This window comes from Pseudarthrobacter sp. (genome assembly GCF_036675385.1).
Classification (GTDB): domain Bacteria; phylum Actinomycetota; class Actinomycetes; order Actinomycetales; family Micrococcaceae; genus Arthrobacter.
Genome location: NZ_JAKFFD010000027.1, coordinates 1 through 11,816, shown reverse-complemented (window position 1 = coordinate 11,816; position 11,816 = coordinate 1). Strand labels below are relative to the sequence as shown.

At 67.1% G+C, this 11,816-nt stretch carries 10 protein-coding genes; 6 read left to right on the top strand and 4 right to left on the bottom strand.

Annotated features, from left to right (window positions below):
- From V6M49_RS02475 to V6M49_RS02465, 3 genes are all read right to left on the bottom strand, one after another.
- Positions 1-668, bottom strand: a 668-nt coding sequence (locus V6M49_RS02475) for an ABC transporter permease (RefSeq protein WP_332759866.1), incomplete at its 3' end; no start/stop codon positions are given.
- The gene (locus V6M49_RS02470) at positions 668-1,636 is read right to left on the bottom strand and encodes an ABC transporter ATP-binding protein (RefSeq protein ID WP_332759865.1); all 969 of its coding nucleotides are present in this window, start codon (positions 1,634-1,636) and stop codon (positions 668-670) included. The genes V6M49_RS02470 and V6M49_RS02475, both read right to left, overlap by 1 nt.
- Before the next feature lie 96 nt (positions 1,637-1,732).
- Positions 1,733-2,704 (bottom strand): DNA-3-methyladenine glycosylase family protein, encoded by a 972-nt coding sequence (locus V6M49_RS02465; protein ID WP_141141280.1) that lies wholly within the window; start codon positions 2,702-2,704, stop codon positions 1,733-1,735.
- A gap of 131 nt (positions 2,705-2,835) precedes the next feature.
- On the opposite strand from V6M49_RS02465, the gene V6M49_RS02460 reads away from it, so the two are divergent.
- From V6M49_RS02460 to V6M49_RS02440, 5 genes are all read left to right on the top strand, one after another.
- A complete protein-coding gene (locus tag V6M49_RS02460) occupies positions 2,836-3,228 on the top strand; it encodes a VOC family protein (protein ID WP_332759864.1) in 393 nt (130 codons plus the stop codon).
- 43 nt (positions 3,229-3,271) lie between these two features.
- Entirely contained in the window at positions 3,272-4,657 is a 1,386-nt protein-coding gene (locus V6M49_RS02455; RefSeq protein WP_141141278.1) for a cystathionine beta-synthase, read from the top strand.
- Between the two features lie 13 nt (positions 4,658-4,670).
- The gene (locus tag V6M49_RS02450; protein WP_332759861.1) at positions 4,671-5,834 is read left to right on the top strand and encodes a cystathionine gamma-synthase; all 1,164 of its coding nucleotides are present in this window, start codon (positions 4,671-4,673) and stop codon (positions 5,832-5,834) included.
- A gap of 80 nt (positions 5,835-5,914) precedes the next feature.
- On the top strand, positions 5,915-6,403 hold the full coding sequence (locus V6M49_RS02445) for a winged helix-turn-helix transcriptional regulator (protein ID WP_332759860.1): 489 nt from the start codon (positions 5,915-5,917) through the stop codon (positions 6,401-6,403).
- The gene (locus V6M49_RS02440; RefSeq protein ID WP_332759858.1) at positions 6,400-7,716 is read left to right on the top strand and encodes an MFS transporter; all 1,317 of its coding nucleotides are present in this window, start codon (positions 6,400-6,402) and stop codon (positions 7,714-7,716) included. The genes V6M49_RS02445 and V6M49_RS02440 overlap by 4 nt, the downstream gene beginning before the upstream one ends.
- On the opposite strand, the gene V6M49_RS02435 is transcribed toward V6M49_RS02440, so the two are convergent.
- On the bottom strand, positions 7,717-10,890 hold the full coding sequence (locus V6M49_RS02435; RefSeq protein ID WP_332759856.1) for a glycoside hydrolase family 2 TIM barrel-domain containing protein: 3,174 nt from the start codon (positions 10,888-10,890) through the stop codon (positions 7,717-7,719). It abuts the gene before it with no gap.
- 173 nt (positions 10,891-11,063) lie between these two features.
- Between V6M49_RS02435 and V6M49_RS02430 the strand changes: the two genes are divergently transcribed.
- Positions 11,064-11,675 carry a TetR/AcrR family transcriptional regulator gene (locus V6M49_RS02430; RefSeq protein WP_332759854.1) on the top strand — a complete coding sequence of 204 codons (612 nt, stop codon included), beginning with the start codon at positions 11,064-11,066 and terminating at the stop codon, positions 11,673-11,675.
- Positions 11,676-11,816 lie beyond the last annotated feature (141 nt).

Here is an 11,816-nt window from a genome sequence, read left to right as displayed (position 1 = left end):
TAAGTCAGGGGGTTGAAGAGGCTGGCGGTCTTCATCCAGTCCGGCCCTGCCTCGATGGGCAGCATGATGCCGGACAGGATCATCAGCGGGAAGAGCAGCGTCTGCTGCACACCCCAGAAGATCCACTCCTTGTTCTGCGATACCAGAGCCAGCGCGTAGGAGAGGGCGCCGAGCCCGATCCCGAAGATCCCCAGGATGACCAGGCCGAACAGCACGTGCAGCGGATAGAAGACAAAGCCGAACGGGATGCAGACCAGGGCGATCAGCAGGCCCTGCACCACCAGCGGCGCCCATTCCTTCAGCGCCCGCCCGATCATCAGCGACGAGCGGGACAGCGGCGTGGCCAGGATGCGCTCATAAGAACCGGTCATGAGCTCGTACTGCAGGTTGGAGCCCGTCATGGACGTGCCGAACAGGGCAATCATGACCACGACGCCGGGCAGGAACCACTGCAGCGTGGACTGGCCGCCGAATGCGGGTGCCCCCACGGCCGCGCCGAGCAACGGGCCGAAGAGACCCAGGAATACAAGCGGCTGGAGCAGCGAGAAGACCAGCGAGAACGGGTCACGCAGCGGCAGCAGCATCTCGCGCCAGAAGACGAACCTGGTGTCATGCAGGATCTGGACCAGGCCTGGCTTTTCCAGGACCTCGGTGCTTTGCACAGCCATCAGCGGTTTGCTCCTTCCCGCAGATTGCGGCCGGTCAGCTCCAGGAACACGTCGTCCAGGGTGGGCGGTTTCAGCTCAAGGGACTGGGCGGGAGCGCCGGCGTCGTTCATTTCTTGCAGCAGCGCCGGTGCCAGCCGGGCGCCTTCGGTGAGCCGGAGGCGGAAGCGGACCACGCCGTCGTACGAGTTTTCGTTGACCTCACCGCCCGCGGCGGCCCGGCCCAGCAGCCCGCGCACGCCCGCGGCGGACTCCGCCGCCACCTCGACGGCGAGCAGGTCGCCGGCCAGGTTGGCCTTCAGCCGGGCGGCTGTGTCATCGGCGATGATCTGGCCGTGGTCAATGACGATCACGCGCTCGGACATCAAATCGGCCTCGTCCATGTAATGCGTGGTGAGGACGATGGTGGTGCCGTGCTCGGCGCGCAACCGCATGATGTGGTCCCACAGGTTGGCCCGGTTCTGCGGGTCCATGCCGGTGGACGGTTCATCCAGGAACAGCAGCCGCGGGGAGTGCATCAGCCCCAGCGCCACGTCCATCCGCCGCCGCTGCCCGCCGGACAGCTTGACCACGGTGCGTTTGGCGAGGTCGGCCAGGTCCATGGACGTCAGGAGCTCCTGTGCCCGGGCAGCGGCATCCGTGGAGTTCATACCGTAGAAGCGGCCCTGCATGATCAGTTCGTCGATGACCCGGAAGCTGTGCCCGCCGCCGTTGCCCTGGCCGATGTAGCCGATCCGGGCGCGTACGCCGGCCGGGTCCGCTGTGACGTCCACGCCCGCGACGGTTGCCGTGCCCGACGTGGGCCGGAGCAGCGTGGTGAGCATGCGCAGGGTGGTGGATTTGCCCGCACCGTTCGGGCCAAGGAACGCCACAAGCTCGCCCGGGGCAACATCGATGTCGACCCCCTTGACGGCTTCTACCGTTTCCTTCTTGACGGTGAATGTCTTGGTTAGCTTGTCAGTGTGGATCATGGCTGACTCCCAGAGAATTCGGAATTCCGGGGCTCTGGTGCGGGCTCCATGGCGCCACGCTATACCCATCCGCGGCCCGAGTCCACGGCGGAACCGTCAGTGCCGGCGGTGGTCCTGGATGGTCATCCGCGGCCCGAACGTCGGTTTGCGGAAGCCGCTCAGGCCGATCATCCGGACCACACGCTGCCGGTGCCCCGTCCACGGCTCAAGCAAGGCCAGCATGCCGGCGTCGTCCGTCCGGCGGCCGGTGAGGGCTGCGCCCACATAGGCGGCGAGGTGGTAGTCGCCCACCGCGATGGAGTCCGGGCAGCCGTGCGTCCGCTGCACCACTTCGGCCGCGGTCCACACCCCGATACCGGGAATCACCTGCAGCTTTGCTGCCGCCTCCGCGGACGGAAGGGCGGCCAGCCGTTCAAGCGCGACGGCGGATCGCAGCGCCCGCATGACGGTCGCCGAACGCTGGGGTCCTACGCCGGCCTGGTGCCATTCCCACGAGGGGATGCGCAGCCACTGCTCAGGCGTGGGCTGGAGGCGGAGCCCTTCCGGCGCCGCGCTTCCTGCCGCCGGAGCCGGCGAGCCGAACCGGTACATCAGGTACCGGTAGCCGCGGCGGGCCTCAATGACGGTGACCTTCTGCTCGAGGATGGTGGGCACGAGGCAATCAACCACCCGCCCGGTGGAGGGCAGCCGGACAGCCAGGTTCCGGCGTCGGGCGTCACGGACCATCCGGGGGAGCGTGGCGTGGAAATCCGGTTCGTCAAACGCCGACCAATCGTCCTCGGCGCCCAGGAGCCGGGGCACGCCGGCGAGTCCGGCGGCGGAACCCGGACCCCAGGCCTGGGCGTCAACAGCCCCATCCGCAGCCGCGGTGAGGCGCAGCGTGACCGGGCCGTCCGGCGTCGTAAACGCCATCCATAACCCGTCCGGCCGGAACGAAAACGACGGATCTCCGGTACCCCGCAGGAGCGTTCCCAGCGTCTGGTGCAGGCTGTACGGGCCGTCCGGATGCCACCGCAGGGACGCATCCGCGGCGGCGGCAAGCCGGGCCGGAGCGTCAAGGATGGTCATGTATTCATGGTCCCACGATGGGCTGACAACGCAGCTTCCGGAGCCCCTTTCAGGCCGAAGATGCCAGGACTAGACTCCAACGTGTGGCGCGGGGAGTCCGCGTCTTCCCCTCGCATTCAAAGGAGCATGCTGTGGCTGGAGTTGTGCATTTCGAGATCCCCTCCGACGACAAGGAACGCGCCAACACCTTTTACCAAAGTGCGTTTGGCTGGACCCTGACCCCCATGCAGGAGATGGACTACACCATCGCCATCACCACGCCGTCGGACGAACAGACAGGCCTGCCAAGCGCGCCAGGGGCCATCAACGGGGCCCTGTTCCCCCGCACGGACAACCTCAAGACCCCCATCATCACCATCGATGTGGAGGACGTGGACGCCGCGCTGGCGCAGGTCGAATCCGCTGGAGGTACTGTCGCCCAGGCAAAGGACGCCGTTCCCGGCATGGGCTATTACGCCTACTTCAAGGACACCGAGGGCAACACCCTGGGCCTCTGGCACACAGATTCCTCGGCAGGGAGCTGAGCCCCGGGCAGGACCCGTGGCGGCAGGCGGTAACTTTGTACCTATGAAGTACGCGCAGTCCGTCCTGGACCTCATCGGAAACACGCCGCTCATCAAGCTCAACCACGTGACGGAAGGCCTCAAAGCCACAGTCCTGGTCAAGCTGGAATACATCAATCCCGGCGGTTCCATCAAGGACCGCATCGCGGTGAAAATGATCGAAGAGGCCGAACGGACCGGCAAACTCCTGCCCGGCGGGACCATCGTTGAGCCGACGTCGGGCAACACCGGCGTGGGTCTGGCGCTCGTGGCCCAGCAAAAAGGCTACAAATGCATCTTCGTCGTGCCGGACAAGGTGGGTGAGGACAAGCGCGCCGTGCTTCAGGCTTACGGCGCCGAAGTGGTGGTCACCCCCACGTCCGTGGCCCCGGACAGCCCGCAGAGCTACTACAGCGTCTCGGACCGCCTGGTCACGGAAATTCCGGGCGCCTACAAGCCGGACCAGTTCTCCAACCCGGCCGCCCCCGGCAGCCACTACGAGACCACGGGGCCGGAAATCTGGCGGGACACGGACGGCACGGTGACGCACTGCGTGATCGGCGCCGGCACCGGCGGCACCATCACCGGCACCGGCCGCTTCCTCAAGGAGATCTCGGCGGACCGTCCGGAGGCCGACGGCGGCCGGGTCAGGATCATCGGGGCTGACCCCGAAGGCTCGGTCTACTCCGGCGGCACCGGGCGCCCGTACTTCGTCGAGGGCGTGGGCGAGGACATGTGGCCGGCGAACTACGACAAATCCGTCCCGGACGACGTCATCGCCGTCACCGACGCCGATTCCTTCGCCATGACGCGGCGGCTGGCCCGCGAGGAAGGGCTGCTGGTGGGCGGCTCGTCCGGCATGGCGGTGGTGGCTGCGCTGCAGACCGCCCGCGACCTCCCGGAAAGCGCCGTGGTGGTGGTCATCCTCCCGGACTCCGGCCGCGGCTACCTGGCCAAGATCTTCAACGACCAGTGGATGCGTTCCTACGGCTTCCTCTCCGGCGGCGAGGAGACGTCAGTGGGCGAGGTCATCAAGTCCAAGACCGGCGAGCTGCCGGACCTGGTCCACATCCACCCCAACGAGACCGTCCGCGACGTCATCAACATCATGAACGAGTTCGGTGTCAGCCACATCCCGGTCCTCTCGCAGGAACCGCCGGTGGTGATGGGCGAGGTCCTCGGCGCCGTGGATGAGCGCAGCCTGACCTCCAAGCTGTTCCGCGGCGAGGCCAAGCTGACGGACAAGATCTCAGAGCACATGGGCCCCCGCCTGCCGGTCATCGGCTCGCTGGAAACCATCTCCGCAGCCCGCGAACTGCTCTCCGACGTGGACACCGTGATGGTGACATTCGTCGGCGCCCCCGTGGGAATCCTCACCCGCCACGACCTCCTCGCCTACCTCAGCAACTAGCTAAAGGAACTCCATGTCTGTTTCTGAAAACCAGGGTTTCAACACGCGCGCAGTCCACGCCGGCCAGGCCTTCGAGCCCCGCACCGGCGCCGTGGTCCCGCCGGTGCACTTCAGCTCCACGTACGCCCAGGACGGCATCGGCGGGCTCCGCGACGGCTACGAATACGGCCGTGGCACCAACCCCACGCGCGACGCCCTGCAGGAGCAGCTCGCGGCGCTCGAGGGCGGAAGCCACGCGTACTCCTTCAGCTCGGGCCTTGCGGCGGAGGACTCCCTCATCCGGGCGCTGACCCGGCCGGGCGACCACATCGTGCTAGGCAACGATGCGTACGGCGGCACGTACCGGCTGATCAACGGCGTGCTCGGCGACTGGGGGATCGGCAACACCCCCGTGGACATGGCGGACCTGGACGCGGTGCGCAAAGCCGTGGCCGCGAACAAGACCCGCTTCGTCTGGGTGGAGACCCCCTCCAACCCGCTGATGAAGATCACCGACATCGAGGCGCTCGCCGCAATAGCGCACGACGCCGGGGCCCTCCTCGTGGTGGACAACACCTTCGCGTCGCCCTACCTGCAGACCCCGCTCGCCCTGGGTGCCGACGTCGTGGTCCACTCCACCACCAAGTACATCGGCGGGCACTCCGACGTGGTGGGCGGCGCCATCGTGGTCAACGACGCGGACCTCGCGGAGAAGATCGGCTTTGTGCAGTTCGCGGTGGGTGCGGTGTCCGGCCCCATGGACGCTTTCCTCACCACCCGCGGCCTGAAGACACTCGGCGTGCGCATGGACCGGCACAGCGACAACGGCCAGGCCGTGGCCGAATGGCTGCTCGAGCGCCCCGAGGTGGAGGCCGTCCTGTACCCGGGCCTGCCGTCCCACCCCGGCCACGAGCTGGCGAAGAAGCAGATGAAGAAGTTCGGCGGCATGGTGTCCGTCCAGTTCAAGGGCGGCGAGGCGGCGGCCCGCACGGTCGCGGAAAACACGTCGGTGTTCACGCTGGCGGAGTCCCTGGGCGGCATCGAATCGCTGATGAACTACCCGTCCGAGATGACCCACGCATCGGTCAAGGGCACGGAACTGGCGGTTCCCGTCAACCTGATCCGGCTGTCCTGCGGCATCGAGGACGTGGAAGACCTCATCGCCGACCTCGAGCGCGCCTTCACCTTCCTCAAGTAGCAGCGCCCCTCCAGTAGCACCGCGCTCGCCAGCCAAAGGCACCCTTGGCTTTCTTCAAGAAAGTTAGCTAGGGTGCCTTTATGGTTCTCCGCTCCGACTGGTCCCAGCGCAACTGCAGCATGGCCCGAGGTCTCGACATTTTGGGTGACCCCTGGAGCATGCTGGTGCTCCGCGAGGTCTTTTTCGGCAACGGGCGCTTCGACGCCATGAAGTCCCGGCTGGCCGTCGCGGATTCGGTGCTCACCAGGCGCCTGGCGGGTCTCGTGGAGTCGGGGCTGCTTGGGAAGAAGGTGTACGACGACGGCGGCCGCCCCCGCCAGGAGTACGTCCTGACTCCTAAGGGTGAGGACGCCCTCCCGGTCCTGAACGCCGTGGTCATGTGGGCGGAAAAGCACCTCCCGGCGCCGTCTGACCAGGCCCATATGTACGTCATCCATTCCGGCTGCGGCCAGCGGACCAGCTCCGCGGACACCTGCACCGGCTGCGGGGAACGGCTCACGGCCGCCAACACCAGCTGGCACAGCCTCACCCGGACGGACGCGCCCGTGCAGCTGGCCACGGCCGCATGAGTGCCACCGAAACCACGCGCCGCCGGCTACACCCCGCCTGGATCGTCGCGGCCGTCGCCTTCCTGGCCCTCGTTGGCGCCGCCGGATTCCGGGCCGCCCCCGGTGTCCTCATGGTGCCGCTACAGCAGGAGTTCGGCTGGTCCACCACCGTGCTGTCCGCAGCCGTCAGCATCAACCTGGTGCTGTTTGGCCTGACCGCCCCCTTCGCCGCTGCCCTGATGGAACGGTTCGGGATCCGGACCGTCACCGCCACCGCCCTGGTGATGATCGGCGCCGGCAGTGCGCTCACGGTCCTGGTCACCGAGTCCTGGCAGATCCTCCTGACCTGGGGCCTGCTGATCGGGCTGGGCACCGGCTCCATGGCGCTCGTCTTCGCCGCCACCATCGCCAACACCTGGTTCTCCAAGAGCCGGGGCCTGGTGATCGGCATCCTGACCGCCGGCAGCGCCGCGGGCCAGCTGGTGTTCCTGCCGTTCATCGCCATACTGGCCCAGGATCCGGGCTGGCGGCAGGCCTCGCTGCTGATCGCCGCCGGCGCGCTGGCGGTGGTGCCGCTGGTGCTGAAGTTCCTCAAGAACTCACCGGCCGACGTCGGCGCCTTGCCTTACGGTGAAACGGCACCTGAGGAGGGAACGGCTGAGTCTGCCGCCGCCCCTGCCGTGGAAAGCGGGCGCAGCAGCAACGCCGCAGTGCGCGCCCTCCAGGTACTCAAGCGGGCCAGCAAAGTGCGGACATTCTGGGCGCTGGTGGCCGGTTTTGCGATCTGCGGGGCCACTACCAACGGGCTGATCGGCACCCACTTCATCCCCTCCGCCCACGACCACGGCATGCCCGAAACCACCGCGGCCGGGCTGCTCGCCGTCGTCGGGATCTTCGACATCCTGGGCACCATCGCGTCCGGCTGGCTGACCGACCGGTACAACCCCAAAATCCTGCTGGCCGTCTACTACCAGTTCCGGGGGATCGGCCTGCTCGTGCTGCCGCTGCTCCTGAGCGCCACCGTCCAGCCGAGCATGATCGTTTTTGTGGTGATCTACGGCCTGGACTGGGTGGCGACGGTACCGCCCACCGCGGCAATCTGCCGGAAAACGTTCGGCGCGGACGGCAGCGTGGTGTTCGGCTGGGTGTTCGCGGCCCACCAGGTGGGCGCGGCCGCCGCCGCCCTCGGCGCCGGTGCCATCCGGGACGCCACCGGCCAGTACACCTACGCCTGGTTCGGCGCGGCCGCCATGTGCACCATCGCCGCCGTGATCAGCGCGACCATCCGCAAGGACGCAGGCGCCAAGGAACCCGTCCCGGTCGGAGCTGCGTAGCTACCCGGCAGTCCCGATGCGCAGCGTCAGCGTGCGGGCCTCCGGACGAAGGGCGAAGTCCGGCCAGACGTCCGGGCCGCAGGCCCGTGAACCCAACCCATGTTGGGCGGCGTCCAGGTAGAGGTAGCTGTGCTCGCTCGGAGGCAACTCGTGGGGATGGGCTGCGGAGCTGATCTCCTGTGCCGTGTGACGGGCCAAAGTGAAACCGGGCCGGCGCCCGCGGGCATCCGCCACCGTCTCGATCCTCAGCCAGGGCGCCCCCTCATTGTTCAGGTCAAGTGAACGCACGGCGCTGCGGTGCCCGCTCTCCTGGGGTTTCGCGTACGTCACCGTGAGGTCGTCGATTGCTGCCGAATACCGCCCAATCAGGGCCGCGTGCATGCTGTCCGGATACGATTCGCGGGGCCCGGCACCGAACCACGACGCGCCATCCACGGAGCCGGGCAAATCGAACCTGACGCCGATGCGTGGCCAGATCATGTTCCAGCCAGCGCTGGGGACGATGTCCAGGCGAAGCCAAAGCTCCCCATCCGCGAGCTGCCACTGCTCTTCGACCGTCACGGAGTCGGCGCTGTCCGCCGGCGCGTACCGCGTCCGGACCACTACGGATTCGTCGTTCGCAACGATCTTTTCCACGCGGGCGGTCAGGCGGTCCAGGCCTGCTTTGCGCCAGACAGCGGCCGACGGCGGGGCCGGTACGCCGTTTCCGTTGTTCTGCCACGGGTCGCCAAGATCGTAACTGCCGTGGCCCGCTCCTTCGTCGTTGTCCGTCGGTGCGCGCCAGAGCTCCAGACGGGGACCGGCTACCGACAGGCCGCCCAGCGACAAAAGCCGGCCGTCCTCGAAGACCGCCGGTCCGAGGTTCAGTTTTCCGGTTCCCAAGGATTCGGCACCCGCAGGCCCGGCACTCAAGGAGCCGGTTCTGCCGACGGAAGCCGTGGGACGCGGCGCCTGAACTGGGGCCGCCGGCACCGAGAGATCCAGCTGGGCCGCTGAAATCACGTGCCCGGCAGGAGCCCAGCCGGTGTCCTTGCGAAGAACCGCTTCGACGGTGAGCCAGTGCTCGCCGTTACCTGGGACGGCACCTGAGACGGCAAATTCCGGTAGCGCGAGGGTCACTGATTCGCCGGCCGCAAGCGCCTTGCCGGACGCGCCGGCGATTGCCAGTTCGCCCGAGTCGCTGCGGATGCCGTCCACTTCGGTCCGCCACTGGAGCACGACGTCGGACGCATCCGCCGAGTGCCGCAGGTTGGCGACTGTGATGAATTGCCGCGCACCGCCGTCGGACGCTGTTCCGGCGGGCACCTCCGTGCCCAGGCTCAAACGGATCGTCGCCACGATCTGCTTGTATTCGAAAAGCCCTGGACTCGGTGTCGAATCGGAGAGGACCATTCCGTCCATCACGAAGTTGCCATCGTGGATGACCTCGTTGAAATCGCCGCCATAGGCGAAGAATTCCGTTCCGTCTGCCGTGCGTGTGCGGATGCCGTGGTCACGCCATTCCCAGACGAATCCGCCGTGCAGCCGCGGGTAGCGGTCAACGAGGTCCTCATACTGGTCGATGGCACCGGGGCCGTTGCCCATCGCGTGAACGTACTCGCACAGGATGAACGGCTTGGTCCGTTGCCGTGCCGACTCGGCGGCGGAGCAGCCCAGCAGCAGCGAGCCGGAGTCGTCGCGTCCGATCGTCTCGGTCTCGGGCACGGAGGAGTACATCCGCGAATAGACGTCCGTGTAGGCGCCGCTGTAATCGCCCTCATAGTGGACCGGGCGTCCGGTGTCGCGGGCATGGGCCCATGCGGCCATTGCGGCGAGGTTGGCGCCCGTGCCGGCCTCGTTGCCGAGCGACCACATTACGATGGAGGGGTGGTTCTTGTCGCGCTCGATGGCGCGCTCGATGCGGTCCACAAAGGCTTCGCGCCAGGCGGGATCGTCGCTGGGATTGCCGGCCCATTGCTGGGCATGGAATCCGTGCGTTTCGAGGTCGCACTCAAGCACCACCCAGAACCCCATTTCATCGGCCAGGTCCAGCAGCCTCGGATGCGGGGGATAGTGGCTGGTGCGGATCGCATTGACGTTGAACTGCTTCATAAGGGCCAGATCGGCGCGGGCAGATTCTTCGTCGAAGACGCGGCCCCGGTCGGGATGGGTCTCGTGGCGGTTCATGCCGTGGAACACCACGCGCCGGCCGTTGACCAGAAAGCGGTCGCCCACGATTTCCACCGTGCGGAAGCCCAGGCGGAGGGAGAGTGTTTCGGCAGCGCTGCTCACCGTTGCGTCATACAGCCGCGGGATCTCGGCAGACCACGGTTCGACGGCGTCGATCGCCACCGGGGCAACGTCCGCCGCGGAGGTCCACGTGACGTCCACGCCCAGCTCCGGCACGGACAGCGTCACCGGAAAGGCGTCACCGTTTGCCGTGATTTCAGGGTTAATGCTGCCAGCGCCGGAATCACCGGAGCCGCTGAACGAGGTGCGCAGCCAGACGTCGTCGATGCCGCCCGCCGGCCGTGCCTGGAGCGTCACGTCGCGGAAGATGCCAGGCAGCCACCACTGGTCCTGGTCTTCGACGTAGCTCGACGCCGACCACTGGTGCACGCGGACCGCCACCACATTCGTCCCTGGGCGCACCGCACCGGTTACGTCGAACTCCTGAGCCAGCCGGCTCCCGACGCCGACGCCGATCGGCACCCCGTTGACCCATACCTTGTACCGCGACTCGACGCCGTCGAACCTCAGCAGGATCCGTTCGGCTTCGGTCCATGACTCCGGCAGTTCGAACGTGCGCCGGTAGTCGCCGGTTGGATTCTCGTCGGGGACGTTGGGTGCATCGGTGGGGAAGGGAAAGCGGACATTCGTGTAGATGGGCCGCCCATAACGCCCGTCGCCTTCCAGCACCCAGTGTGCCGGGACGGCGATCTCGTCCCACGACGAGTCATCGAAGGCCTCCTCGGCGACGCCCTCGGGAGCCTCGCCGGCGGGAAGCGCGCCGCGGCCTCCGGGGGTTCCGGGTGCACCGGGCAGGAGCCGGAAGCGCCAGTTGCCGTTGAGTGACTGGGTAGGGGCGTCGCTGTGCAGCCAGGAGCGGGCGGCTGTCCGCCTGCCCGAACCCGGTCCGCGGTCCGTGATGTAGGAAACATCGGCAGGGCGCCCGGATGCTGTGGACTGGGACATTACTTGACTGCTCCTTCTGTAAGCCCGCCGCGCCAGAAGCGCTGCAGGACCACCATGGCAAGACTGTGAGGTCCGCCACGTCTGGAATCGATAGGAGAAACGCTAACACAAAATTCGAGTGGTCACTCGAGTTTTGAATTTATCCCGCATATCCGCCTGTACACTGGCTTGCCATGACCACAAACGAGGCGAGCAGGCCCTCCCGGCGGGGACCGTACGCGAAGTCGACGGAGCGCCGGAACGCGATCCTTGTTGCTGCGCACGCCGTCTTTGCAGCCCACGGGTACCGCGGAGGCTCTTTGCAGGACGTTGCCGATCGAGTCGGCATGAGCCAGACGAGCCTCTTGCATTACTTCCCGTCGAAAAGCGATCTGCTGCTTGCCGTGCTCAACTGGCGGGACTCGATTAGCGGAGATGGCACAACGCCTCCCGATCCCGAGGAAACGCTGGTTGACGCCGTCATCCGCCAGGCGCGCTTCAACGAAGAGATTCCCGGTGTCATTGAGTTGTACACCGTGCTGTGTGCGGAATCTGTCACGGACGGCCATCCGGGGCGCGAATTCTTCATCGAACGATTTGAACGGCTGCGGCGGAGTTACGCCCGTCGGTTTGAGCAGCTCGCCGGGGAAGGGCGGCTGCGCCCCGGGGTGGAACCGGAAGCCGCCGCGGCATCATTGATTGCCCTGTGGGACGGCATCCAGACCCAGTGGCTGCTATCGCGTGACAGTGTGGACATGGCAGGGTGCCTGCGGGGCTACCTTGAGCTGGTCATCCTGCCCGACTAGCCGCCCTACATATCAGTTGGGGAGGGGCGGGCGGGCTTACCGGAACGCGCCGAGGCCGGTGATGTGCTGACCAAGGACGAGCATGTGGACCTCGTCGGTGCCCTCGTAGGTGCGGACTGACTCCAGGTTGGCAGCGTGCCG

Excerpts from the sequence above, each read along its gene's own strand:
- V6M49_RS02470 (WP_332759865.1), bottom strand. The coding sequence starts at position 1,636 with ATGATCCACACTGACAAGCTAACCAAGACATTCACCGTCAAGAAGGAA.
- V6M49_RS02465 (WP_141141280.1), bottom strand. The coding sequence starts at position 2,704 with ATGACCATCCTTGACGCTCCGGCCCGGCTTGCCGCCGCCGCGGATGCG.
- V6M49_RS02455 (WP_141141278.1), top strand. The coding sequence starts at position 3,272 with ATGAAGTACGCGCAGTCCGTCCTGGACCTCATCGGAAACACGCCGCTC.
- V6M49_RS02450 (WP_332759861.1), top strand. The coding sequence starts at position 4,671 with ATGTCTGTTTCTGAAAACCAGGGTTTCAACACGCGCGCAGTCCACGCC.
- V6M49_RS02445 (WP_332759860.1), top strand. The coding sequence starts at position 5,915 with ATGGTTCTCCGCTCCGACTGGTCCCAGCGCAACTGCAGCATGGCCCGA.
- V6M49_RS02440 (WP_332759858.1), top strand. The coding sequence starts at position 6,400 with ATGAGTGCCACCGAAACCACGCGCCGCCGGCTACACCCCGCCTGGATC.
- V6M49_RS02435 (WP_332759856.1), bottom strand. The coding sequence starts at position 10,890 with ATGTCCCAGTCCACAGCATCCGGGCGCCCTGCCGATGTTTCCTACATC.
- V6M49_RS02430 (WP_332759854.1), top strand. The coding sequence starts at position 11,064 with ATGACCACAAACGAGGCGAGCAGGCCCTCCCGGCGGGGACCGTACGCG.